This window comes from Streptomyces sp. NPDC012888, from assembly GCF_042900645.1.
In the GTDB taxonomy this organism is placed as follows: Bacteria; Actinomycetota; Actinomycetes; order Streptomycetales; family Streptomycetaceae; genus Streptomyces.
On sequence record NZ_JBIBBM010000003.1, the window covers coordinates 75,323 to 98,862 of the forward strand.

Below are 23,540 nucleotides of genomic sequence, written 5' to 3' on the forward strand. Positions count from 1 at the left end.
GGGCGGGGGGGCCGCGGTCGTCTGGGTCGTTGTGGGGGTTCCGGGCCCGGGGCGGCCACGGGCCCCCCAGGGGCGCCCCCCCCGGGCCAGCCTCGCCGGGGGGCCCCTCCGCCATGTCCGTCATGGAGGCCGTGACCGGATTCGAACCGGTGTACCCCGCTTTGCAGGCGAGTCCCTGGGCCACTCGGGCACACGGCCGTGTGCTTGCTGCTGGACAAGACCGTACGGCGGCCGTGGCGGCGGGAGGAAGGGGAACCCGGGCCCCGCAACGGGACTGCCACACCCCGTTCACACACGCCGGTCCCAGGGCTGCCGGAGGAGCCCCGATCCGCCGAAAGGACAGGGACGAAATACGGGAACGGCCCTTACGCTGGTGCGATGAGCGCCCTCGAACCCAGAGCCGAAGAGTCGGCCGACCCCGCACCGCCCGCCGCCGGAGCCCACCCGGGCGCGGGCGGCGGGATCCTCGGCCCGGCGCACCGGACGCTCAGCATCGGCATCGTCTCCGTGGTGTTCCTGATCGCGTTCGAGGCGATCGCCGTCGGCACCGCCATGCCGGTCGCCGCCCGCGAGCTGGACGGCATCGGCCTCTACGCCTTCGGGTTCTCGGCGTACTTCACCACCAGCCTGTTCGGCATGGTGGCCTCCGGGCAGTGGTCCGACCGGGCGGGGCCGCTGTTCCCACTGGGCGCCGGTATCGCCGCCTTCGCCGGCGGGCTGGTGCTGTCCGGTTCCGCCACCGCCATGTGGCTGTTCGTGATCGGCCGGGCCGTGCAGGGCCTGGGCGGCGGGCTGGTCATCGTCGCGCTGTACGTGGTCGTCAGCCGCGCCTACGACGAGCGGCTGCGGCCCGCGATCATGGCGGCCTTCGCGGCGGCCTGGGTGGTGCCGTCCATCGTGGGGCCGCTGGTCTCCGGCACCGTCACCGAGCACCTCGGCTGGCGCTGGGTCTTCCTCGGCATCCCGGCCCTCGTCGTGGTGCCCCTGCTGGTCGCGCTGCCCGCCATCCGCCGGGCGGCCTCCGGCCCGGTGGACCGGGACGGGCCGCCCGCCCCCTTCGACCGGCGCCGGATCCGGCTCGCCCTCGGGATCTCGCTGGGCGCCGGGCTGCTCCAGTACGCCGCCCAGGACCTCCGGTGGCTGTCGCTGCTGCCGGGCGTGCTGGGTGCGGTGCTGCTGGTGCCCGCCGTGCTCGGGCTGCTGCCGCGCGGCACCTACCGGGCCCGGCGGGGGCTGCCGTCGGTGGTGCTGCTGCGCGGGCTCGCGGCGGGCTCGTTCATCGCCGCGGAGAGTTTCGTCCCGCTGATGCTGGTCACCCAGCGCGGGCTCAGCCCCACCCTGGCCGGGTTCTCCCTGGCGCTGGGCGGTCTGACCTGGGCGGGCGGCTCGTGGATCCAGTCCCAGGGTCGGGCGGAGCCGTACCGGGAGCGGCTGATGGTCGCGGGCATGGTCATGGTGGCCTTCGCCATCGCCGCCGCCCCGGCGGTGCTGGTCACCTGGGTGCCGGTGTGGAGCCTGGCGCTGGCCTGGGCGGTGGGGTGCCTGGGCATGGGCCTGGTGATCGGCTCCACCAGCGTGCTGCTGCTGAAGCTGTCCGCCCCCTCGGAGGCGGGCGCCAACTCCGCCGCCCTGCAGATCTCGGACGCCCTGGCGAACGTGGTCCTCCTCGCGGCGGGCGGCGCGGCCTTCGCCGCGCTCGGCGGCGGCACGGTCGGCGCGGCCCACCACGCCTCCGGGGCCGCCGCGGGTGCGGCCTCCCACCCCGGTGCCTTCGTGGTGGTCTTCCTCCCCATGGCCTGCGTGGCCATGGTCGGCGCGTGGGTGGCCACCCGTCTGCACACGAAACCGGTCCGCCCGGTGGGTGAAACCGGCTGACACCGGCTGGTACCGCGCGGTACCGTGATGGCATGGCTGGTCTCAACGTGCGGTTCACCGAAGAAGAGCTGGATTCCCTGCGCGAGCGTGCCGAGGCTGAGGGGCGGAGCATGCAGTCGTTCGCGCATGACGCGGTGATCCGGGCCATAAACGAACACTCGCGCCTCTTCAACGAGGCGGCCGAGCACGTGCTGAAGGTCAGTGAGGAGCTGAACCGGAGGCTCGCGTGACGCAGTACCTCACGCTGCCCGAGCTGCTGAACCTCGCAGAGCGGCTCGGTACCAGTGACGTGCGTGACTACGGTCTGCTCGACTCGGCGCTGGCGCGTCCCCAGTCGAGCGTGTTCGGGCAGGACGCTTACCCCGACGTGTGGCAGAAGGCCGCGGCTCTGATGGAGTCGCTCGCCCGCAACCGTGCGCTCGTCGACGGCAACAAGCGCATCGCCTGGTATGCGACCTGGGTGTTCCTGCACATGAACGGGCATCCGCTGGCGGCGGACTTCGACGTGGACGAAGCGGAACGCTTCGTGCTGGACGTCTGCCAGGGCGCCCTCGACGTGCCCAAGATCGCGACGCAACTGCCGCGCTTCGCGCGGTAACGGGGTTGCGGCCAGGGTGGTGTGACGCTCGCCGCACGTCCCGAGGTCACGGGCCTGTCCCTCCGCGAGGGGCGGGCACGCCCCGGTAGGGTGGCCCGGTTGTCCTACGTACGACTTCCCCGAGAGCCCCGAACCGGAGACCGTGACTACTACCGCCTCCCACCACCTCTCACCCGCGTTTCCCGGCCGCGCCCCCTGGGGCACGGCCAGCAAGCTGCGTGCCTGGCAGCAGGGGGCGCTGGACAAGTACATCCAGACCCAGCCGCGCGACTTCCTCGCGGTGGCGACGCCCGGCGCCGGCAAGACCACCTTCGCGCTGACCCTCGCCTCGTGGCTGCTGCACCACCACGTCGTGCAGCAGGTGACCGTGGTCGCACCGACCGAGCACCTGAAGAAGCAGTGGGCCGAGGCCGCCGGCCGCATAGGCATCCGGCTGGACCCCGAGTACTCGGCGGGCCCGCTGAGCAAGGAGTACCACGGGGTCGCCGTCACCTACGCCGGCGTCGGCGTCCGCCCGATGCTGCACCGCAACCGGTGCGAGCAGCGCAAGACCCTGGTCATCCTCGACGAGATCCACCACGCCGGCGACAGCAAGTCCTGGGGCGAGGCCTGCCTGGAGGCCTTCGACCCGGCGACCCGGCGCCTGGCCCTGACCGGAACCCCGTTCCGGTCCGACACCAACCCCATCCCCTTCGTCACCTACGAGGAGGGGAACGACGGCATCCGGCGGTCCTCCGCCGACTACACCTACGGCTACGGCAACGCCCTCGGCGACGGCGTCGTCCGCCCGGTCATCTTCCTCTCCTACAGCGGCAACATGCGCTGGCGCACCAAGGCCGGCGACGAGATCGCCGCCAAGCTGGGCGAGCCGATGACCAAGGACGCCATCTCCCAGGCCTGGCGCACCGCCCTCGACCCGCGCGGCGACTGGATGCCGAACGTGCTGCGCGCGGCCGACCAGCGGCTCACCGAAGTACGCAAGGGCATCCCCGACGCGGGCGGCCTGGTCATCGCCTCCGACCAGGACTCGGCCCGCGCCTACGCCAAGCTGATCCGCGAGATCACCGGCTCCAGGGCGACCGTCGTGCTCTCCGACGACGCCGGCGCCTCCAAGAAGATCGACGAGTTCAGCGGGAACGACGAGCGGTGGATGGTCGCCGTCCGCATGGTGTCCGAGGGCGTCGACGTCCCCCGGCTCGCCGTCGGCGTGTACGCGACGACCATCTCCACCCCGCTGTTCTTCGCCCAGGCCGTCGGCCGTTTCGTGCGTTCCCGCCGACGCGGCGAGACCGCCTCCGTGTTCCTTCCGACCATCCCCTACCTCCTCGGCTTCGCGAACGAGATGGAGGTCGAACGCGACCACGTCCTCGACCGGCCCAAGAAGGGCGGCGAGGACGAGGACCCCTACGCCGAGTCCGAGAAGGAGATGGACGAGGCGAACAAGCAGCAGGACGAGGACACCGGCGAACAGGACATGCTGCCCTTCGAGGCGCTGGAGTCCGACGCCGTCTTCGACCGGGTGCTCTTCGACGGCGCCGAGTTCGGCATGCAGGCCCACCCCGGCAGCGAGGAGGAGCAGGACTACCTGGGCATCCCCGGCCTGCTCGAACCCGACCAGGTCCAGCTGCTGCTGCAGAAGCGGCAGGCCCGCCAGATCGCGCACAGCCGCAGGAAGCCCGACGCCGAGGCCGACCTGCTGGAGCTGCCCGCTGAGCGCCGCCCCGTGGTCTCCCACAAGGAGCTGCTGGAGCTGCGGAAGTCCCTGAACACCATGGTCGGCGCGTACGTCCACCAGAGCGGCAAGCCGCACGGGGTGATCCACACCGAGCTCCGCCGGGTCTGCGGCGGCCCGCCGAGCGCCGAGGCGACGGCCGGGCAGCTCCGCGAGCGCATCAAGAAGGTGCAGGAGTGGGCCACCCGCATGCGGTGAGTTCCTCCGACACGTCAGCGGTGGGCCGGGCGGAGCTTCGCACGGCCCACCGCCGTTTCCACGACCCCTCCCCGGCCCCCCTCCGTCGTCCTTTCCCACCAGCCGTCACGGGAGTGACGGTGTGGAGGTTCTGGGGCGGGTGAGCCCCGGAACCCCCACTTCCGCGCCCTCCCAAACCGCACATACGGGGATTCGCCGCCCGGATTCTGGACGAGCCCTTCCGCTGAGCGGACCCGCTCGCTACTGTCCCCGCATCGAAACGCCCCGTGGCAGCGCCGCCACGGGAGCGCAGCCGGTGCCATGGCCTATCCGGCGGCCTCTCCATGCGTCGCCGATGGGACCGGCGTCGCCTTTGCCATGAGAGTTCACCGCCGCTCACCAAGAGGGAGAGGCGTCGTGACCGCGGAAACCTCCCAGACTCTCGACAGAGGACTGAGAGTTCTCAAACTGCTCGCCGATACCGATCACGGTCTGACCGTCACCGAGCTCTCCAACCGGCTCGGGGTCAACCGGACCGTCGTCTACCGACTGCTCGCCACCCTGGAACAGCACGCCCTGGTCAGGCGCGACCTCGGCGGCCGGGCCCGCGTGGGCCTCGGCGTGCTGCGGCTGGGCCGGCAGGTGCACCCGCTCGTACGCGAAGCGGCCCTGCCCGTGCTGCGCTCCCTCGCCGAGGACATCGGGGCCACCGCGCACCTGACCCTCGTCGACGGAACCGAGGCACTCGCCGTGGCCGTGGTGGAACCCACCTGGACCGACTACCACGTCGCCTACCGGGCCGGGTTCCGCCATCCCCTCGACCGCGGAGCCGCGGGCCGAGCCATCCTGGCCGCCAGGCAGGGTGCGCTCACCGAGCCCGGTTACACCCTCACCCACGGAGAGCTCGAAGCGGGGGCCAGCGGGGCCGCCGCACCACTGGTCGGCGTCACCGGCCTGGAGGGCAGTGTCGGCGTCGTCATGCTCGCCGACGCCGTGCCCGAGCGGGTCGGCCCGCGCGTGGTCGACGCGGCCCGCGAGGTCGCCGACGCCCTGCGCTGAGCCGCCGCTCCGGCCGTACCCCGCTCCGCCGGGGGACCGGGCCCGTCCGCCGGGCCCGGTCACCCCGTGGCGGGCCGCTAGATTGGCCGGGTGCTCACACGTCTCATGCGTCTGCCGCGCCCCGCCGCCCTGGCCGTCTGCGCCGCGCCCGTCCTGGCGCTGCTGCTCACCGCCGTCCTCGCGCCGCTGCCGTTCGTACTGGCCCAGCCGGGCCTGACGGCCGACGTGCTCGGCAGCCGCGACGGCAAGAGCGTGATCAGCATCACCGGCGCCCCGACCCGCCCGACCAGCGGCCAGCTGCGGATGACCACGATCGTCGCCACCGGCCCCTCCGAGAGCGTGGGCCTGCCCACCCTGGTCGACAACTGGTTCCGCTCCGACCGCGCCGTCATGCCCCGCGAGCTGGTCTACCCGACCGGCGGCAGCGACAAGGAGATCGAACGCCACAACCTGGAGGAAATGGCCAAGTCGCAGTCGACCGCCACCCAGGCCGCCCTCGGATATCTCCACGAGGACCCGGCCAAGGTGAAGGTGGCGCTGAACCTGGCCGACGTCGGCGGCCCGAGCGCCGGGCTGCTGTTCTCCCTCGGCATCGTCGACAAGCTGCGGGGCGACGGCAGCGGCGGTGACCTCACGGGCGGCCGCTCCGTCGCCGGCACCGGCACCATCGACGCCGACGGCGAGGTCGGCGCCGTCGGCGGGGTGTCACTGAAGACCCAGGCTGCCAAGCGCGACGGCGCCTCCGTCTTCCTCGTCCCGAAGGCCGAGTGCGGGGACGCCCAGGCCGAGCTGCCCGAGGGGATGCGGCTGATCCCCGTCACCTCGCTGACCGATGCGGTGTCCTCCCTCCGGGCGCTGAACCGGGGCGGACCGGTTCCGTCCTGCTGACCGGGGCGGCGTCCAGCCCGCGCCAGGCGGGGAACACCACCGGGGACAGCGTGGTCAGCAGGTAGCAGCCGCCGAACAGCAGCAGCGTCCGGCCGAGCCCGTAGGCCTCGACCAGCAGCCCGCCGGCCAGCCCGCCCAGCGGCATGGTGAGCTCGCAGCCCGCGGTGGTCACGCCGGCCACACGGCTGCGCAGCTCCTCCGGCACCTGCTCGTACATCGCGGTGGTGAGGATCGGGTTCAGCGCGCCCGCACCCAGGCCGGCCAGCGCCATCGTCACCGCCATCGGCAGGGTGGTGCCGGTCAGCGCCGCCATGACGTACCGGGGAGCGCCGGAGACCAGGAAGGCCGCGGCGAACACCGCCCGGCGCGGGAAGCGTTCCCCCCAGGCCCCGTAGAGCAGCGCGCCGAGCAGGGCGAACCCGCCGAACAGGGCGACCAGCAGGCCCACCGAGGCCGCACCGCCCAGCTCGTCGCGGCCGTGCACCGGCAGCAGCACCGAACTCCAGGCCTGGTCCATCCCGTTGGTGAGCATCACCATCATCGTGATGCCCAGCAGCAGCCGGGAACGCAGCAGGAAGGCCCAGCCCTCGCGCAGTTCGGCCCGGTACGAGGCGAAGGACACCGCCGGGGCGGTGGCGGAGGGCCGCGGCTCGGCCGCCCGCACCCCGCGCAGCAGCAGGGCGACCAGCAGCGCCGACACCCCGAAGGTGGCCGCGTCCAGGAGCAGTACGGTCTCCGCCCCGGCCACCGCGATCAGCAGACCGGCCAGCGCCGCGCCCAGCATCCGGGCGCCGCGCGACACCGCGTCGTACAGGCTGGCCGCCCGGGACAGGCTGGTCCCGGCGTGTTCGGCGAGGCTGGGCAGCAGGACGTAACGGGCGGTCAGCCCCGGTGTGTGGACGAGCCCGCCGACGGCCATCAGCGCGCACAGCATCCAGAACTCCAGCAGCCCGGCCCAGTGCAGCAACGGGATCGCGGCGACCGCCAGGCCGCAGACCAGGTCGGAGGCGACGGAGACCCGGCGGCGGCCGATCCGGTCGATGACGGGTCCGCCGACGAGCGCGGCCACCACCACGGGGAGCGTGGCGCAGAAGGCGACGACACCGGCCCGGCCGGCGCTGCCGGTGGTCTCCAGCACGAACCACGGCACGCCGATCAGGGTCAGTGAACTACCGGCTATGGACACGGTGTTGGCGGCCAGAACGGCGGCGAAGGGGAGGCGGCGGGGGCCGTGTCCGCCGCTCACGCGGGGTGGGCCAGGCGGGTGCCGGCATGGATCAGGACGAGGCCGAGCCGGACGCGGAGGCCGCCGGCCGCGGCGGGCGCGGGGGCGGCGACGGTGGTGGGCCGGCCCTGCTCGGCGAGCCGCCAGGCGGCGGCTTCGGCGGCGAGTTCGGCCGTGCGGGCGGCGTGGAGGCGGGCGTGCGTGAAGGCGTACATGGCAGGAACTCCTTCGTGCGGTAAGGGTGTCGGTATGAGCGGACGGACCGGCACGATCAGCCGGCGTCGTCCAGGCGCGGGAAGCCGTGGACGTGGAAGCGCACGGTCTCGGTCCGGTCGGTCCGCGGCCGGTCGGCGTAGCCGTCGATGAGGGCGTGCAGCTTCTCGACCAGCTCGCGGGTGTCCTCGGGGGTCAGCCGCAGGGTGAAGTCGCTGACGTCCGAGCTGCGGCGCCACTCCTCGCTCCACTCGTGGGAGGTGCCCAGGAAGGTGTTCAGCTCCTGGGTGTGGATGGTGGCGACCTCGTGGAGGAAGAAGCCGGCCGCGCCGCGGACCTCCGGGTCGGGGCTGTTGATCAGCGAGTCGTCGAGGGCCGTCCCGTCGTGACAGGAGCGCCACCAGCGTTCGCGGCCCTTGCCGTGCTGCGGGGCGTCCTCGACGAACCCGTGGGCAGCCAGCTGGCGCAGGTGGTAGCTGGTGGCGCCGCTGGACTCGCCGAGCTTCGCGGCCAGCTTGGAGGCGGTCGCGGGGCCGTTGCGGCGCAGCTCGGACAGCAGGCGCACGCGCAGCGGGTGGGCCAGGCCGCGCAGGGAGCGGGCGTCGAGGACGCGGACGGACCGCTCGGCCGCGCCGCCGCCCGGTTCGCCGACCCCGTCGTCGTGCTCGTGCTCGTTCTCGTCCACGTTCTCAGGCATGACCCAACCGTAGAGTTGCAAAGAAACCTATGCAAGGGGTTTTTTGCAGAGACTTCTTTGCAACTCGCTCTCAGTGGTCCTCGGCCGCCTGCTGCACGAGCGGGATGATCCGCAGCGGCACGGGGTTCTCCATCACGATCGCCGTCGAGGCCCGGACGATCCCGTCGAAGCGGACGACGAGGTCGATCACCCGCTGGAGATCGGCGTTGGAGCGGGCCACCAGCCGGCAGAGCATGTCCCCGTGACCCGTGGTGGTGTGCAGTTCCAGCACCTCCGGGACGGTCGCCAGGTGGGCCCGTACGTCGTCCCCCTGGCCCTGCTTGATCTCCAGCGTGGCGAAGGCGGTCACCGGGTAGCCCAGGGCCGCCGGGTCCACCTGCGGGCCGAACCCGCGGATCACCCCGTTCGCCTGGAGCCGGTCCAGCCGCGCCTGCACCGTGCCGCGCGCCACGCCGAGCCGGCGTGACGCCTCGAGGATCCCGATCCGGGGTTCGCGGGCCAGCAGGACGATGAGCCTGCCGTCGAGGGCGTCGATGCCCATGGGCTCCCCTTCGTTGGTCATCATGCACAGATTCCCCAGCCATACTCGCGCTGGGCTGAGCAGTCTGTACAGCAGACCAACAAACTATTGCGCAGCTTGTGGATCGGCGGGAATCTGCGGACATGACTGAGACCCTGGATCACACGCCCGAGACCGCGCGCGAGGCAGACCCCTTCCCGGTGAAGGGCATGGACGCGGTGGTCTTCGCGGTGGGCAACGCCAAGCAGGCCGCCCACTACTACTCCACCGCCTTCGGCATGAAGCTCGTGGCGTACTCCGGACCGGAGAACGGCAGCCGCGAGACGGCCAGCTACGTCCTGACCAACGGCTCGGCCCGATTCGTCCTGACCTCCGTCATCAAGGCGACCACCGACCACGGCCGCTTCATCGCCGAGCACGTGGCCGAGCACGGCGACGGCGTCGTCGACCTCGCCATCGAGGTCCCGGACGCACGCGCCGCGTACAAGTACGCGGTCGAGCAGGGCGCCCGCGGCCTGGACGAGCCGTACGAGGTCAGCGACGAGCACGGCACGGTGGTGCTGGCGGCCATCGCCACGTACGGCCAGACCCGCCACACGCTGGTCGACCGCTCCCGCTACTCCGGCCCCTACCTGCCGGGCTTCGTCGCCGTGGACCCCCTGGTGGCGCCGCCGGCCAAGCGGACCTTCCAGGCGATCGACCACTGCGTCGGCAACGTCGAGCTCGGCCGCATGAACGAGTGGGTCGGCTTCTACAACAAGGTCATGGGCTTCACGAACATGAAGGAGTTCGTGGGCGACGACATCGCGACCGAGTACTCGGCGCTGATGTCGAAGGTGGTCGCGGACGGCACCAAGAAGGTGAAGTTCCCGATCAACGAGCCGGCGATCGCGAAGAAGAAGTCGCAGATCGACGAGTACCTGGAGTTCTACAACGGGCCGGGCGTCCAGCACATCGCCCTCGCCACGAACGACATCGTCGCCACAGTGCGGACCATGCGCGCCGCGGGTGTGCAGTTCCTGTCCGTCCCGGACACGTACTACGACACGCTCGGCGAGTGGGTGGGCGACACCCGGGTGCCGATCGACGAGCTGCGCGAGCTGAAGATCCTCGCGGACCGGGACGAGGACGGCTACCTGCTGCAGATCTTCACCAAGCCGGTGCAGGACCGGCCGACGGTGTTCTTCGAGATCATCGAGCGGCACGGGTCGATGGGCTTCGGCAAGGGGAACTTCAAGGCGCTGTTCGAGGCGATCGAGCGGGAGCAGGAGAAGCGCGGCAACCTCTGACCGCCCCGGGGCCGCCCGGGCCCCGCGACCGGGCCCGGGCGGCCTTCCAGCCCGAGCGGCGCTCGAGCGGGCCCGGCGGGGGCCCCGCCCGGGCTCGTGGGGCGCCGCCCCACACCCCGCGCCTCAATCGCCGGCGGGGCTGGAATGGCCTGACCCAGGCCTTGGCCGCGCAGCCCGGTCCCGGCGGGTCCTATCAAGCCCGAGCGGCGTTTGAGCGGGCCCGGCGGGGGCTCCGCCCGGCCACGTGGGGCGCCGCCCCACACCCCGTGCCTCAAGCGCCGGCGGGGCTGGACGTGCCGGCCGGGCCGGATGGCCCGGCGGGGGCTCCGCCCGGCGGCCCCGGGCCGGGTGCGGTCGGGCAGGGGCTTCGGGTGCCGTGAGGGGGCTACCGCTTCGGCTTGGGCTGCGACGGCACGATGTACTGGCTCATGTCCGGCGCCACCCACCGCCCCTTCGGCCGTACGTTCCGCGGCCCGCCCCCCGCCGGCTGGCCGATCGACTCCAGCCCCTCCCGCGCCAGCGGCGCCCGTACCGGCGAGAACGCCGGGTTCGTCCGCAGCGCCTCCTGGAGGTGCCGCCGGGCCGACGCCGTGTCGCCCAGCGCCCGCTCGATCTGCGCCCGGTGGTACGCGAAGTCCGCGCTCCGCCGCCCCGGTTCCGTCGCCTTCAGCGCGTACTCCAGCGCCTCCTCGTCGTCCCCCGCCCGGTGCAGCGCCCACCCCAGGGCGTCCGCCACCGGCATGCTCGGGTGCCGCTCCCATTCCGCCGACAGCCGCCGCACCGCCGCCGCCGGGTCGCCGTGGTCCGCCTCGTACAGGCCCAGCACCACCGCCTCGTTCACCCCCTGCCCGGTACCCCGCGCCGCGAGCGCCGCCAGCAGCGCGTACGGCCCGTCCGCCGCCCGGGCCTCGTCCTCGCGGCCCAGCGACTCCAGCAGCTCCCCGAGCTCCAGCGCCAGCCGCGGCGCCGGCGCCCGGCCCAGCGCCAGCCGGTAGTCCCGCACCGCCTCGCCCTCCCGGCCCAGCGCCGCCAGCGCCCGCGCCCGGCCGCCCAGCGCCTGCCCCTGCGCCGGGTCCGTCCGCAACGCCCCCTCGTACAGCCGCAGCGCCTCCGCCGCCTCGCCCCGTTCCCACGCCAGCTCGCCCAGCAGGTACAGCACGTACGCCTTCTCCGCCGGCCCCTTGGCCGCCCCCGCCGCGTTCTCCAGCGCCACGACCGCGTCCTCCCGCCAGCCGCGGTCCCGGTACACCTGCGAGGCCCGGACGTACGCCGCCAGGCCCGGCCGCAGCTCCAGCAGCTTCTCCAGCGCCCCCTCGGCCGACTTGTACTCGCCCAGGCCGGTGTACGCGTCCACCAGCACCGGGTACGCCGTCCAGCGCCGCGCCGACTGCGCCCGGACCAGCTCCCCCCACTTCTTCCCGGTCCCGAAGTCCCCCCGGGCGTTGGCCAGCGCGCCCATGCCCGTCATCGCGTCGAAGTTGCCCTTCTCCGCGGACTTCAGCTCCAGCGACCGTTTCAGCGCCCGCTCCGCCTTCGGGTAGAGGGCCGGATCGGCGCCCCGCCGCGCCTGCTCCAGGTACGCCGACCCGAGCACCGCCCACGACCCGTGGTCGTCGGCGTGCCCGCGCAGCCAGGCCTCCCGGTCGGTGATCAGCGCCGCCAGGTCCACGGAGGCCGCCGGCGCCCCGTTGCCGACCGCCGACAGGGCCCGCTCGCTGGGCCGGGGCGGGCGGGGGTCGTCGTCCACCGACGCGGGGCGGATCAGCAGCGCGGCCGCGATCAGGACCACGGCGATCGCCGCCGGCACGAGGGTCCTGCGGCCGGTGAAGGTCACGCTCTCTTCGTGTTCCACCCGCTCACTGTGCGTCAATATGAAGAGCATGCGGCGGTGTCCGAAGAGGATCGCAGCCGGGTTCACACCGATGGCCCCCAGTGCCACGCTGAACCCATGGACCTCATCGCACGGCTCGCCGCAGGCCTCCCGCCCGAAGCCCTGCTCACCGATCCCGACGTCACCGCCTCCTACGCCACCGACATGGCGGGCTTCTGCGCGGCCGGCCGCCCCGCCGCCGTGGTCCTGCCCCGCACGGTCGAACAGGTCCAGCACGTCATGCGCACGGCCACCGAGCTCCGGGTGCCCGTCGTCCCGCAGGGCGCCCGCACCGGCCTGTCCGGTGCCGCCAACGCCTCCGACGGCTGCATCGTCCTCTCCCTGCTGAAGATGGACCGCATCCTGGAGATCGACACCGTCGACCGGATCGCCGTCGTGGAACCCGGCGTCGTCAACGCGGTGCTCTCCCGCGCCGTCGCCCGTCACGGCCTGTACTACCCGCCCGACCCGTCCAGCTGGGAGCAGTGCACCATCGGCGGCAACATCGGCACCGCCTCCGGCGGTCTGTGCTGCGTCAAGTACGGGGTCACCGCCGAGTACGTGCTCGGACTGGACGTGGTGCTCGCCGACGGCCGCCTGCTCCGCACCGGCCGCCGCACCGCCAAGGGCGTCGCCGGGTACGACCTCACCCGGCTGTTCGTCGGCTCCGAGGGCAGCCTCGGCGTGGTCGTCCGCGCGGTCCTCGCCCTGCGGCCCGCCCCGCCCCGGCAGCTGGCCCTGGCCGCCGAGTTCCCCTCCACCGCGGCCGCCTGCGCCGCCGTCTGCGCGGTCATGGAGGCCGGGCTCACCCCGTCGCTGCTGGAGCTGATGGACCGTACGACCGTACGCGCGGTCAACGCCTTGGGGAGGATGGGGCTTCCGGAGACCACCGAGGCCCTGCTGCTGGCCGCCTTCGACAGCCCCGACCCCGCCCCAGAGCTGGAGCTCGTCGGGAAACTGTGCACGGCCGCCGGGGCGAGCGCGGTGGTGCCCGCCGAGGACGAGACGGAGTCCGAACTCCTGCTCCAGGCCCGCCGGACCGCCCTCACCGCCCTCGACGCGCTGCGGCCGGCCACGATGATCGACGACGTGTGCGTGCCCCGGTCCAGGCTGGCGGAGATGCTGGACGGAACCGCGGCGATCGCCGAGCGGTACGGGCTGACCGTCGGCGTCTGCGCCCACGCCGGCGACGGGAACACCCACCCCGTGGTCTGCTTCGACCCGGCCGACGAGGACGAGACCCGGCGGGCCCGCGAGTCCTTCGACGCGATCATGGCGCTGGGGCTGGAACTCGGCGGCACCATCACCGGCGAACACGGGGTCGGCGTGCTGAAGAAGGAGTGGCTGGCCCGCGAACTCGGCCCGGTGGCCCTGGAGATGCAGCAGGCGGTCAAACGCGCCTTCGACCCGCTCGGTCTGCTCAACCCCGGCAAGGTGTTCTGAGCCCGCCCGGAGTTCACAGGACGGCGTTCACAGGTCGGAGTCCCCGGACTCGTCCGACGGCCACGGGTCGCGCAGCCACGCGTCGTCCGCCGGGGTCGGCGCGAGCAGCTCGGCCAGGGCCTCGTCCAGGCCGAGCCGCTCCGCCTCGCCGCCCGGCGGCACCACCCGCAGGGTGCGCTCCAGCCAGGCCGACACCGGGACCGCGGGCGCCTCCAGCAGGGCGTCGCCGTCCGGGGAACTGAGCGCCATGCACAGCACCGACCGGCCGTCGACCTGGGTGGGCCAGACCCGGACGTCGCCGTGCCCGCAGGGCCGGAACACCCCCTCCACCAGCAGCTCCCGGGCGAAGGTCCAGTTCACCGGGGCGCTGGTGCCCGCGTGGAAGGTGATGTGCACGGCGAAGGGGTCGACCGAGCGGTACACGAGCCGGGCGGGCACGGCGACGCTGCGCTCGGGGGACAGGACCAGCTTCATGTCCAGCTCGCGCTCGACGACGGGGTAGTGCATGGCGGTACTGCCTCTCTTCTCGCGGCGGGCCGGACGTCCGGCCCTGCTACGGGATGAGAGCGGGCGGGCGGGCCGCTATGACGCGGGTTCGCGGAACGGACCACAAGTTGGCCTGAAACCTCCCATTGGCCGGAATTCGTCCGTCCGGGGCGTACGGCTGCGGGTTCCCCCGATGGCTTGCATTCTCCCGTTACCGGACCTGCCGGACGGGGGTTCTTGGCTATGGTCCTCCCCTGCACAAGCCTCAAGCCACGATCGGAGTTGGGGACATGACGGCCTCCCCAGGTGACGGCGAGCACGCGGCCCGCGAGGGCTACTACCCCGATCCGTCCGTGCCCGGGTTCGTCCGGTACTGGAACGGGGCGGCCTGGGTCCCGGGCACCAGCCGGCGCGCCACGGAGGAGGACGAGCGGGCGTTCGCCGCGGCCGCGGCCAGGGCCGCCGAAGCCAGGGCCGCCCAAGCCGGGGCCGCCGCCGCGCAGGCCGCCCCGGCGCCCGTGCCCGCCCCGGCGCCGGTTCGCGTGCCCGCCCCCGCGCCCGTGCCCGCCCCGGCCGGGGGAGCCCGCCCGGCGGCGGTCCGGGCGGACGAGACGGGGCCGGTGTTCCTGGACGAGACCGGAGCCCTCCCCGAGTCCCGGGCCGGCGCGGCCGCCGGTACGCCGGCCCCGGTCCCCGCACCGGCCTGGCAGGCCGACCCGGCCCACCAGGCGGGCTTCGGCGGCCCCCGCGACCGCCGCGTCTCCTGGGGCGCCGACAGGGCCCCGGCCGAGGCGCCCGACCCTGCGGAGCGCCCTCGGCCGGTGTCCGGGGCGGTGCCGGGGGAGCGTCGTACGGAGGACTCCGCGGGTGGGGCTGCCGTTCGGCCCGCTTCCGGGGTGAGGCTCGGCCGCCCGGCGAGCACCGCCCCCGCCCCGGCCGAGCGCTCCGAGCCGGTGTCCGGGACGGTGCCGGGGGAGCGCCGTACGGAGGACTCCGCGGGCGGGGCCGCCGTCCCGGCCCCCGCCGGGGTCAGGCTCGGCCGCCCTGCGGCCGGGGCCGAGCCCTCCGGCGGCGGCACCGCGCCCGCCGCCTCCGCGCCCGCCGCCCCGCGCCAGGGCGGCAGCGCCACCCCGCGGACGGAGCCGCGTCCCGGCGGTACCCCGGGGATCCTGTCGGCCCGGTCCCCGGCGGCGGCCCCCGCGCCGGCCCCGGCCCCGGCCGCCGAGCCCGCGGCCGTCCGGCAGGCCACCCCGACCCCCGCGCCGGCCCCGGCCCCCGCCCCGGCCCCCACTCCCGTCGCCTCCGCGCCCGCGCCCCGCCGCCAGGAGGACCGCGCGCCCGCCGCCCCGGCGGAGTCCGGGGCCCGGCCCGGCACCCGGAGCGAGGCGCCCGCCCCGGCCCCGGCCCCCGCCCCCGCCACCGACCGGGCCGTCTTCGAGCGGATGGCGGAGCGCGCCCAGCGGCCCGCCGGGCTGTGGCGGCGGCTGTTCGCCCGGCTCGTCGACGCGGTACCGCCGGCCGCGGCCGGGGCGGCCGTCGCCTGGTCCTCCGTACCGGCGGTGTCCGAGCACCTGCGGGCGAAGGTGGACGCGGCCGCCCTGGCCGGGCGGGGCGAGACGGTGACGGTGTGGCTGCTCGACGGCACCACCGCCGGCCACCTGGCCCTCGTACTGGGCGCGGTGTTCGTCTTCGGCCTGTTCTACGAGGTGCTGCCCACGGCACGCTGGGGCCGGACCCCGGGCAAGAAGCTGTTCGGGGTGCGGGTCGTGGCCGTGGCCACCGGCCGCCCGCCCGGCTCCGGGGCGGCGCTGCGCCGCTGGCTGGTGTACGCCCTCCTCGGGCTGCCCGGTTCCCTGTGGTGCCTGGTCGACCGGAAGCGCCGGCAGGCCTGGCACGACAAGGCGGCCGGCACGTTCGTCATCCGGTAGTACGAGCGGGTCGCCCGGACGGACGCGGTTCCGTTGCGGGGCCCGCGGGTGCGCGTTCGACTCGGGCCATGAGTACCGATCAGCCGCCGCCGGGCGAGCCGCCGGAGGACCCGTTCGTCAAGAGACCGCAGGAACCGACGCCTCCGTCGGGCGGCTCCCCGTACGGCGGGACGCCGCCCCCCGGCGGGACTCCGCCGCCCCCGCCCCCGGGCGGCGGTGGCGGCTTCCCGCCCCCGCCCCCTCCGCCGGGCGGGGGCGGATACCCGCCTCCGCCGTACGGCGGTGATCCCTACGGCGGCGGCTACGGCACGCCCGACCCGCTCGCCGGCATGCCGCCGCTCGCCGACTTCGGCAAGCGGCTGGCCGCACGCGTCATCGACGCGCTCATCGTCACCGTCCCGCTCTTCCTCATCCAGCTGCCCTTCAACAGCAACCGGTACGTGGTGGAGACCAACGAGGGCGAGGACGTCACCCAGATCATCACCCGCTCCTACAACGGCAGCGGGCTGATCTGGACCCTGATCGGGATCATCGCGTACGTGGGCTACGACTGGTTCTTCACCCAGCGGAACGGCCGGACCCCGGGGAAGAAGGCCCTGGGCCTGCGGGTGGCCATGCTCAACGACGGCAGCGTGCCGCCGTCCGGGCCTGCGCTGGGCCGGGCCGCCGTGCTGTGGATCCCCACCCTGCTGTGCTGCTTCTGCCTGTGGCCGATCGCGCTCGCCATCTCCATGCTCGTCGACAAGCCCTACCGTCAGGGCCTGCACGACAAGGTGGCGAAGACGGTGGTCGTGACCGCGACCTGAAGGCCGCTCAGCGGCGCACGGCGGATTCGGCAGCGGCCGCCCGGGGTTCAGGCACCCGGGCGGCCGCGGTCGTGTCCGCCGGCGCCTGCGCGGCGGCCGTGCCCCGCGCTGCGGACCGGGCGGCGGACTTCCGGCGGCGCTTCGGCATGGGTACGGTGAGCGCCACCAGCAGACCGAGGGCGAGCGCGGCGGCGGCGATGACGGCCACCCCGGGCCCCGAACTGGTCTGCGAGAGCAGCAGCATGGCGACCGTGGACACGATCACGGTGGCGGACCCGTAGGCGAGCTGTGCGGCAGTCGGACGCGGCATGGCGGTATCCGTCCTCAAGGCGGAGGGCTCTACGACACCGATGCCCGAGCGGAACCTCCGGTAAGCACGACCTGACGTACGGTGCCGGAGCACGGGGGGCGCACGGGTGGCACGGTACGCCCCCGATGACCGGTAACGACCCCTTCGTGTCCGAATACCGGGACTGACTGACCGCATAGTGCAATTGACCGGAGCAAGTCAAGGTCTGTCTTTTCTCGCGTGACTCCGGTCAAATAGCGTCACTTGAGACGCGCGCCGCGCGGAACCCCCCACTCCTATGGCGAAGTTCCGACCGTTCAGTCGCGGCCGCGGGAGGGGAACGCATCAAGTGACCAGCATTTCCGCGAGAAGGCGAACGCTGCGTGCGACAGCTGTAGCCGTCACCCTGGCCGCCACGGCGGCCTCCGGCATCGTCCTGTCCGCCTCCGCGCAGGCGGACCCCGGCCACGGTGCCGCGCCGGCCGTGGACCACCAGGACCCGGCCGCCCCGTCGAAGGCCCACGTCGACCACGACCTCCAGGGCCCGTTCAGCAAGCAGCAGGAGCAGGCCCGCAAGGCCGCCCTGGAGCAGGTGCTGTCCGGCAAGAAGAAGGCCGAGCAGCGCGGCGCCTCCAAGGTCGTCAAGCTCGACAAGGCCAAGTACGTCGAACTCGCCCGCGAGAAGACGGACAAGATCTTCACCATCCTGGTCGAGTTCGGCGACAAGGTCGACAACGAGACCATGTTCGACCCGGACGGCCCGGAGGGTCCCAAGCCCCCGGTCGTCAAGTACGGCGGCACGCCCGGCCCGCTGCACAACAAGATCCCGCAGCCGGACCGCGCGAAGGACAACAGCACCGCCTGGCGCAAGGACTTCAACCAGAAGTACTTCCAGGACCTGTACTTCGCCACCGGCAAGCACTCGCTCAAGACCTACTACGAGAAGGCCTCCTCCGGCCGCTACTCGGTCGAGGGCGAGGTCACCGACTGGGTGAAGGTCCCGTACAACGAGGCCCGTTACGGCTCGAACTTCTGCGGCCAGTCCAACTGCTCCAACGTCTGGGACACCGTCCGTGACGGCGTGACCGCCTGGGTCGAGCAGCAGAAGAAGGCCGGCAAGACCGACGCCGAGATCAAGGCGAAGCTCGCCCAGTACGACCTCTGGGACCGCTACGACTTCGACGGCGACGGCAACTTCAACGAGTCCGACGGCTACATCGACCACTTCCAGATCGTCCACGCGGGCGAGGACGAGTCGGCCGGTGGCGGCGCCGAGGGCCCGAACGCGCTGTGGGCGCACCGCTGGTACGCCTACGGCACCAGCGTCGGCAAGACCGGCCCGGAGAACAACAAGGCCGGCGGCACCCAGATCGGCACCACCGGCATCTGGGTCGGCGACTACACCGTGCAGCCCGAGAACGGCGGCCTCGGCGTCTTCGCCCACGAGTACGGCCACGACCTGGGCCTGCCGGACCTGTACGACACCACCGGCGGCGGCGAGAACAGCGTCGGCTTCTGGTCCCTGATGTCGGCCGGCTCCTGGCTCGGCGAGGGCAAGGAGTCCATAGGCGACCTCCCGGGCGACATGACCGCCTGGGACAAGCTGCAGCTGGGCTGGCTGAACTACGACACGGCCAAGGCCGCGACGAAGTCCACCCACAAGCTGGGCGTCTCCGCGTACAACACCAAGGACAAGCAGGCGCTCGTCGTCGAGCTGCCGAAGAAGCAGGTCCGCACCGACGTCGTCGCTCCCGCCCAGGGCTCCTCGCAGTGGTGGAGCAACATGGGTGACGACCTCAAGAACACCCTGACCCGCTCGGTCGACCTGACCGGCAAGAAGTCCGCGGCCCTGTCCCTCAAGGGCTGGTGGGACATCGAGAAGGACTACGACTACCTCTACACCGAGGTGTCCACCGACGGCGGCGCCACCTGGACCGCCCTGGCCGGCACCGCGAACGGCAAGGCCATCCCGGTCGACGCCGCGGGGTCCCCGTCCCTCACCGACGTCTCCGGCGGCTGGCAGGACCTGAACTTCCCGCTGGACGCCTACGCCGGCAAGAAGTTCGACCTCCGCTTCCGCTACCAGACGGACGGCGGCGCGGGCGGCAAGGGCTTCACCGCCGACGCCATCACCCTGACCGCCGACGGCGCCGCGCTCTTCACCGACGGTGCGGAGAACGGCGACAACGGCTGGACCGGCAAGGGCTTCTCCCGGATCGGCGCGGGCTTCACCAAGGAGTACGCGCAGTACTACCTCGCGGAGAACCGCCGCTACGTCTCGTACGACTCCACCCTCAAGGTGGGCCCGTACAACTTCGGCTTCGCCGGCACCCGTCCCGACTGGGTCGAGCACTACCCGTACCAGGACGGCCTGCTGATCTGGCTGTGGGACACCTCCCAGAAGGACAACAACACCAGCGTCCACCCCGGCCAGGGCCTGATCCTGCCGGTCGACGCCAACGCCAAGCCGATGAAGTGGTCGGACGGCACCCTGCTGCGGAACAAGATCCAGCCGTACGACGCCACCTTCAGCGCGTACTCGACGGACGCGTTCACCCTGCACAAGAACGGCGTGCCGCTCTTCATCAAACCGAAGGCCGCCAACATGGTCTTCGACGACCACAAGGGCAAGTACTACTACGACGAGAACCCGACCGGTTCCGTCAAGGTCACTGACACCAACACCAAGATCAAGATCAAGAAGGAGACCTACGACGGCCTCCAGATGACGATCGAGGTCGGTCCCTCGGTGCAGTAGCCGATAGAACCGCAGGTCAGAGCATGATCGGCCGTCGCCCTCTAGCGGGCGGCGGCCGATCGCGTTTAGATGCGTCTGATGACCGTCCTTATTGACACTTCCATCTCACGGGGGAGACGCACATGCCGGGTGGAGGCTTCGTCAAGCTACCGAACGGGAGCGTGGTGGTCGCCCTGGTCCTGCCGCGACCGGGCGGCGCGGGCGGCCCCGTCCGCGTCCTGGTCCACGCCGCGAACCGGGCCCGCGCCCTGACCAGGCTGCGGAACCTCGGCCTGCGCGCCGTATACCTGCGGGGGAACTCCCACCCGCCGACCCCGGACGAGGTCACGGCCGTGCTGCACCACCCCGACGGCCTGCTCTGGCGGGGCGCGCCGCAGGACGCTGAGGAGCTGTGGCACCCCATACGCGCCCTCCTGCGGGGCGCCTAGTCGCCGGCCCCCCGCACCACGGGGGCGCCCGAGAGCGCCACACCGGCCTCCCGCAGCTCCTCCAGGGCCCTGCGGGTGGTGTGCGCGGCCACCCCGGCGGTCAGGTCGAGCAGCACGTGGGTGCGGAAGCCGGCGCGGGCGGCGTCCAGGGCGGTGGCCCGCACGCAGTGGTCGGTGGCGATGCCGACCACGTCGACCTCGGTGACGTGCCGTTCCCGCAGCCAGTCGGCGAGGGCGGTGCCGTTCTCGTCGGCGCCCTCGAAGCCGCTGTACGCGGCGGCGTGGGCGCCCTTGTCGAAGACGGCGGCGACGGAGCCGGAGGCGACGGCGGGAGCGAAGTTCGGGTGGAACCCGACGCCCTCGGTGCCGGCCACGCAGTGCACCGGCCAGGACGTCTCGTAGTCCGGCTCGGCCGGCGGCCGGGCGAAGTGCGCACCCGGGTCGACGTGGTGGTCCCGGGTGGCCACGACGTGCCGGTAGCCGGGGCTGCCGCCGGCCTGGCCGATCAGCTCGGTGATGGCGGCGGCGACGTCGGCGCCACCGGCGACCGCGAGGCTGCCGCCCTCGCAGAAGTCGTTCTGTACGTCGACGACGATCAGTGCGCGGTGCATGACGCGGTCCTTAGGGGTCGAAGTGACGGATGTGCTGCGGGGCTCATTCCCCCCACCCCGAGGCCCGTACCCCGGCCGAAGCCCCGGCGAGCCGCCGGGCTCGGTGGGGCCCGCCGGGGGCGCGGCCCGGCGGGCCGGCCCGGAACTCCAGCCCCGCCGGCGTTCGGGGCGCGGGGCGGGGTCAGGCGTACTCGGTGGGGATGACCGGCTCGCCGCGACTGAGCTGCGTCGCGGACAGCGGCAACCCCGCCCGCGCCGCGAGATGCCGCTCACGCGGCGCCTCCAGCGGCTCCCGGGCCACCACCTCGCCCCCCTTCACCAGCTGCACCAGCAGCTGCGCGCCCGCCAGCGCCTGCGGCACCGGCCCGGTGCCGACGACCTCCGCCTCCGCGACGCCGTCCGCGTCCCGCCGCCGCGCCGCCCACTTGCGGCCGCCGATCGAGGTCTTCCCGCCCGAGGACTTCTTCGCCACCGGTACCAGCGGCGCCTTCGGGTCGGCCGACTCGGCCCGCGCCACCAGCTTGTAGACCATCGAGCAGGTCGGGTGACCGCTGCCGGTCACCAGCTGCGTGCCCACCCCGTAGGCGTCCACCGGCGCCGCCGCCAGCGAGGCGATCGCGTACTCGTCCAGGTCGGAGGTGACCACGATCCGCGTCCCGGTCGCGCCCAGCTCGTCCAGCTGCTGCCGCACCCGGTGCGCGACCAGCAGCAGGTCCCCCGAGTCGATGCGGACCGCGCCCAGGCCGGTCCCGGCGACCTCCACCGCCGTACGGACGGCCTCGGCCACGTCGTAGGTGTCGACCAGGAGCGTGGTGCCGCCGCCCAGCGACGCGACCTGCGCCTGGAAGGCGTCCCGCTCGCTGTCGTGCAGCAGGGTGAAGGCGTGCGCCGACGTGCCCACCGTCGGGATGCCGTACCGGAAGCCGGCCGCCAGGTCCGACGTGGAGGTGAAGCCGCCGACGTACGCCGCCCGCGCGGCGGCCACCGCCGCCAGCTCGTGCGTGCGCCGCGCGCCCATCTCGATCAGCGGCCGGTCCCCGGCGGCCGAGGCCATCCGGGAGGCCGCCGCGGCGATCGCCGAGTCGTGGTTGAGGATCGACAGGATCACGGTCTCCAGCAGCACGCACTCCGCGAAGCTGCCCTCGACCCGCAGGACGGGAGAGCCGGGGAAGTAGACCTCGCCCTCCGGGTACCCCCAGATGTCGCCGGAGAAGCGGTAGCCGGCCAGCCAGTCCAGGGTGCGCATGTCCACGACGGCGCGTTCCCGCAGGAACTCGAGCACGGCGCTGTCGAAGCGGAAGTTCTCCACCGCGTCCAGCACCCGCCCGGTGCCCGCCACCACGCCGTACCGCCGCCCCTCGGGCAGCCGCCGGGTGAACACCTCGAAGACCGAGCGGCGGTCGGCGGTGCCGTTCGCCAGGGCGGCCTGCAGCATCGTGAGCTCGTAATGGTCCGTGAAGAGCGCTGTCGACGGCACGTCCACCGGCAGGCCCAGGTCCGCAGGGTTCATGCCGGGAATGCTAGCGCACATTTCGTCAAACTGACGAGATGTGCCGCGGATGCGTCACGCGGCGGACCCGTCCAAGCGGTGGCGCTCCCGAAGTGGCAGCATGGGACGGGTGAGTGTTGCTCCCATTGAGATCGAACGCACCGAATCGGCGGAGGAGACCGAGGCGGTCCCCGAGCCCGACGTCCCGTGGGTGACCCTGGTGCACAACGACCCGGTCAACCTCATGAGCTACGTCACCTACGTCTTCCAGGCGTACTTCGGTTATTCCAAGGACGTGGCTCACAAGCTGATGCTCGACGTCCACCACAAGGGGCGGGCCGTGGTCTCCAGCGGTACCCGCGAGGAAATGGAGCGCGACGTGCAGGCCATGCACGGCTACGGCCTGTGGGCAACCCTGTCGCAGGACCGCAACTGATGGGCCGCCCTCCCGGTACGTTCGTACCGCTCAAGGGCGGCGGCGCGGCCGTCGCGCTGGACGAGATCGAGATCTCGATCCTGCGCTCCCTGGCCGTGCAGCTGCTGGAACTGATCGGCCCCGGCGCGCCCGAGCCGGACGAGGACGCCGACCCGCTGGCCGCCCTCTTCGCGGAGGGACCCACCGAGCCGCCGTCCGACCCGGCGCTGGCCCGGCTGTTCCCGGACGCGTACGGCGGCCCGGCCGCCGAGGGCGAGCCGCAGGGCGACCCGGCCGAGCTGAAGGCGCGGTCGGCGGAGTTCCGCCGGTTCACCGAGAACGACCTGCGGGCCCGCAAGCGTGAGGACGCGCTGGCCGTGGTCCGCAGCCTGGACTCGCTCACCCCGGCCGGCGACGGCGGGGCCGTGCTGGAGCTCACCGGGGAGCTGCCGCTGCGCTGGCTGGGGGCCCTCAACGACCTGCGGCTGACCATAGCGGCCCGGCTGGAGATCACCGAGGACGACGACGGCGCGCAGCTGTTCCGGCTGCCCGACGACGACCCGCGCAAGCCGATGGTGATGGCCTACCTGTGGCTCGGCGGGCTCCAGGAGACGCTCATCGACACCCTCTGACGGCGGCTCACGGGCCGCCGTGGGGGCGCCCTGGCGGTCCCGCCGCCCCGACGTGTTCGCTCAGCGGACGCTCAAATCCGCATAACGATCGGATCACCGCATTGCGACCCGC

The 23,540-nt window shown here is 73.2% G+C and carries 23 protein-coding genes and 1 tRNA gene; 14 read left to right on the forward strand and 10 right to left on the reverse strand.

Translation table 11 applies throughout. The annotated features are described in order from the left end of the window. Nucleotides 1–123: 123 nt before the first annotated feature. A tRNA-Cys gene (locus ACFY61_RS05185) sits at nt 124–198 on the reverse strand. 180 nt (nt 199–378) lie between these two features. On the opposite strand from ACFY61_RS05185, the gene ACFY61_RS05190 reads away from it, so the two are divergent. The 6 genes from ACFY61_RS05190 to ACFY61_RS05215 all read left to right on the forward strand — a co-directional run bounded on the left by ACFY61_RS05190 (nt 379) and on the right by ACFY61_RS05215 (nt 6,329). Next, nucleotides 379–1,875: an MFS transporter gene (locus ACFY61_RS05190; RefSeq protein WP_389467165.1), complete on the forward strand. Its 1,497-nt coding sequence runs from the start codon at nt 379–381 to the stop codon at nt 1,873–1,875. Between the two features lie 32 nt (nt 1,876–1,907). Then, nucleotides 1,908–2,105: an Arc family DNA-binding protein gene (locus ACFY61_RS05195; protein ID WP_389467167.1), complete on the forward strand. Its 198-nt coding sequence runs from the start codon at nt 1,908–1,910 to the stop codon at nt 2,103–2,105. Beyond that, a complete protein-coding gene (locus tag ACFY61_RS05200) occupies nt 2,102–2,473 on the forward strand; it encodes a type II toxin-antitoxin system death-on-curing family toxin (protein WP_389467169.1) in 372 nt (123 codons plus the stop codon). Before ACFY61_RS05195 ends, ACFY61_RS05200 begins: the two co-directional genes overlap by 4 nt. A 142-nt stretch (nt 2,474–2,615) precedes the next feature. Further along, entirely contained in the window at nt 2,616–4,403 is a 1,788-nt protein-coding gene (locus ACFY61_RS05205; protein WP_389467171.1) for a DEAD/DEAH box helicase, read from the forward strand. A 396-nt stretch (nt 4,404–4,799) separates the two neighbouring features. Continuing rightward, the gene (locus ACFY61_RS05210; protein ID WP_352194304.1) at nt 4,800–5,441 is read left to right on the forward strand and encodes a helix-turn-helix domain-containing protein; all 642 of its coding nucleotides are present in this window, start codon (nt 4,800–4,802) and stop codon (nt 5,439–5,441) included. A gap of 105 nt (nt 5,442–5,546) precedes the next feature. Further along, a complete protein-coding gene (locus ACFY61_RS05215; RefSeq protein WP_389468140.1) occupies nt 5,547–6,329 on the forward strand; it encodes a S16 family serine protease in 783 nt (260 codons plus the stop codon). On the opposite strand, the gene ACFY61_RS05220 is transcribed toward ACFY61_RS05215, so the two are convergent. The 4 genes from ACFY61_RS05220 to ACFY61_RS05235 all read right to left on the reverse strand — a co-directional run bounded on the left by ACFY61_RS05220 (nt 6,259) and on the right by ACFY61_RS05235 (nt 9,005). Next, nucleotides 6,259–7,575 (reverse strand): MFS transporter, encoded by a 1,317-nt coding sequence (locus ACFY61_RS05220; RefSeq protein WP_389467174.1) that lies wholly within the window; start codon nt 7,573–7,575, stop codon nt 6,259–6,261. The genes ACFY61_RS05215 and ACFY61_RS05220 overlap by 71 nt on opposite strands. Continuing rightward, nucleotides 7,572–7,769, reverse strand: coding sequence for a hypothetical protein (locus ACFY61_RS05225; RefSeq protein WP_389467177.1), 198 nt, complete (start codon nt 7,767–7,769; stop codon nt 7,572–7,574). The genes ACFY61_RS05220 and ACFY61_RS05225 overlap by 4 nt, the downstream gene beginning before the upstream one ends. 56 nt (nt 7,770–7,825) lie before the next feature. Further along, the gene (locus ACFY61_RS05230; protein WP_389467179.1) at nt 7,826–8,464 is read right to left on the reverse strand and encodes an ArsR/SmtB family transcription factor; all 639 of its coding nucleotides are present in this window, start codon (nt 8,462–8,464) and stop codon (nt 7,826–7,828) included. 70 nt (nt 8,465–8,534) lie between these two features. Further along, nucleotides 8,535–9,005: an Lrp/AsnC family transcriptional regulator gene (locus ACFY61_RS05235; protein ID WP_389468141.1), complete on the reverse strand. Its 471-nt coding sequence runs from the start codon at nt 9,003–9,005 to the stop codon at nt 8,535–8,537. 122 nt (nt 9,006–9,127) lie between these two features. On the opposite strand from ACFY61_RS05235, the gene hppD reads away from it, so the two are divergent. Continuing rightward, complete coding sequence (gene hppD, locus ACFY61_RS05240; protein ID WP_389467182.1) at nt 9,128–10,273, forward strand: 4-hydroxyphenylpyruvate dioxygenase; 1,146 nt, start codon at nt 9,128–9,130, stop codon at nt 10,271–10,273. 385 nt (nt 10,274–10,658) lie between these two features. Here the strand turns inward: hppD and ACFY61_RS05245 are convergent, their stop codons facing one another. Further along, nucleotides 10,659–12,125: a tetratricopeptide repeat protein gene (locus ACFY61_RS05245; RefSeq protein ID WP_389467185.1), complete on the reverse strand. Its 1,467-nt coding sequence runs from the start codon at nt 12,123–12,125 to the stop codon at nt 10,659–10,661. A 96-nt stretch (nt 12,126–12,221) separates the two neighbouring features. Here ACFY61_RS05245 and ACFY61_RS05250 point away from each other — a divergent pair, with 96 nt between their 5' ends. Continuing rightward, nucleotides 12,222–13,586, forward strand: coding sequence for an FAD-binding oxidoreductase (locus tag ACFY61_RS05250; RefSeq protein WP_389467188.1), 1,365 nt, complete (start codon nt 12,222–12,224; stop codon nt 13,584–13,586). A 27-nt stretch (nt 13,587–13,613) separates the two neighbouring features. On the opposite strand, the gene ACFY61_RS05255 is transcribed toward ACFY61_RS05250, so the two are convergent. Continuing rightward, nucleotides 13,614–14,093 carry an SsgA family sporulation/cell division regulator gene (locus ACFY61_RS05255; RefSeq protein WP_389467190.1) on the reverse strand — a complete coding sequence of 160 codons (480 nt, stop codon included), beginning with the start codon at nt 14,091–14,093 and terminating at the stop codon, nt 13,614–13,616. Nucleotides 14,094–14,362: 269 nt separating this feature from the next. On the opposite strand from ACFY61_RS05255, the gene ACFY61_RS05260 reads away from it, so the two are divergent. Together ACFY61_RS05260 and ACFY61_RS05265 are read left to right on the forward strand one after the other, a co-directional pair. After that, on the forward strand, nt 14,363–16,000 hold the full coding sequence (locus ACFY61_RS05260) for an RDD family protein (protein WP_389467192.1): 1,638 nt from the start codon (nt 14,363–14,365) through the stop codon (nt 15,998–16,000). Between the two features lie 68 nt (nt 16,001–16,068). Next, a complete protein-coding gene (locus ACFY61_RS05265) occupies nt 16,069–16,806 on the forward strand; it encodes an RDD family protein (RefSeq protein ID WP_389467195.1) in 738 nt (245 codons plus the stop codon). Nucleotides 16,807–16,813: 7 nt separating this feature from the next. Here the strand turns inward: ACFY61_RS05265 and ACFY61_RS05270 are convergent, their stop codons facing one another. Beyond that, nucleotides 16,814–17,116 carry a hypothetical protein gene (locus ACFY61_RS05270; RefSeq protein ID WP_389467198.1) on the reverse strand — a complete coding sequence of 101 codons (303 nt, stop codon included), beginning with the start codon at nt 17,114–17,116 and terminating at the stop codon, nt 16,814–16,816. Nucleotides 17,117–17,501: 385 nt separating this feature from the next. Here ACFY61_RS05270 and ACFY61_RS05275 point away from each other — a divergent pair, with 385 nt between their 5' ends. Together ACFY61_RS05275 and ACFY61_RS05280 are read left to right on the forward strand one after the other, a co-directional pair. Beyond that, nucleotides 17,502–19,853, forward strand: a complete 2,352-nt coding sequence (locus ACFY61_RS05275; protein WP_389468143.1) for an immune inhibitor A domain-containing protein — start codon at nt 17,502–17,504, stop codon at nt 19,851–19,853. Between the two features lie 122 nt (nt 19,854–19,975). Continuing rightward, nucleotides 19,976–20,281 (forward strand): hypothetical protein, encoded by a 306-nt coding sequence (locus ACFY61_RS05280; protein WP_389467200.1) that lies wholly within the window; start codon nt 19,976–19,978, stop codon nt 20,279–20,281. On the opposite strand, the gene ACFY61_RS05285 is transcribed toward ACFY61_RS05280, so the two are convergent. Further along, nucleotides 20,278–20,892, reverse strand: a complete 615-nt coding sequence (locus ACFY61_RS05285) for an isochorismatase family protein (protein ID WP_389467202.1) — start codon at nt 20,890–20,892, stop codon at nt 20,278–20,280. The two genes, ACFY61_RS05280 and ACFY61_RS05285, sit on opposite strands and share 4 nt — an antisense overlap. A gap of 181 nt (nt 20,893–21,073) precedes the next feature. After that, the gene (locus tag ACFY61_RS05290) at nt 21,074–22,402 is read right to left on the reverse strand and encodes a nicotinate phosphoribosyltransferase (protein WP_389467205.1); all 1,329 of its coding nucleotides are present in this window, start codon (nt 22,400–22,402) and stop codon (nt 21,074–21,076) included. A gap of 100 nt (nt 22,403–22,502) precedes the next feature. Here ACFY61_RS05290 and clpS point away from each other — a divergent pair, with 100 nt between their 5' ends. Continuing rightward, on the forward strand, nt 22,503–22,817 hold the full coding sequence (gene clpS, locus ACFY61_RS05295; RefSeq protein WP_389467207.1) for an ATP-dependent Clp protease adapter ClpS: 315 nt from the start codon (nt 22,503–22,505) through the stop codon (nt 22,815–22,817). Further along, complete coding sequence (locus ACFY61_RS05300) at nt 22,817–23,428, forward strand: DUF2017 domain-containing protein (protein ID WP_389467210.1); 612 nt, start codon at nt 22,817–22,819, stop codon at nt 23,426–23,428. Before clpS ends, ACFY61_RS05300 begins: the two co-directional genes overlap by 1 nt. The last annotated feature ends 112 nt before the right edge of the window (nt 23,429–23,540 follow it).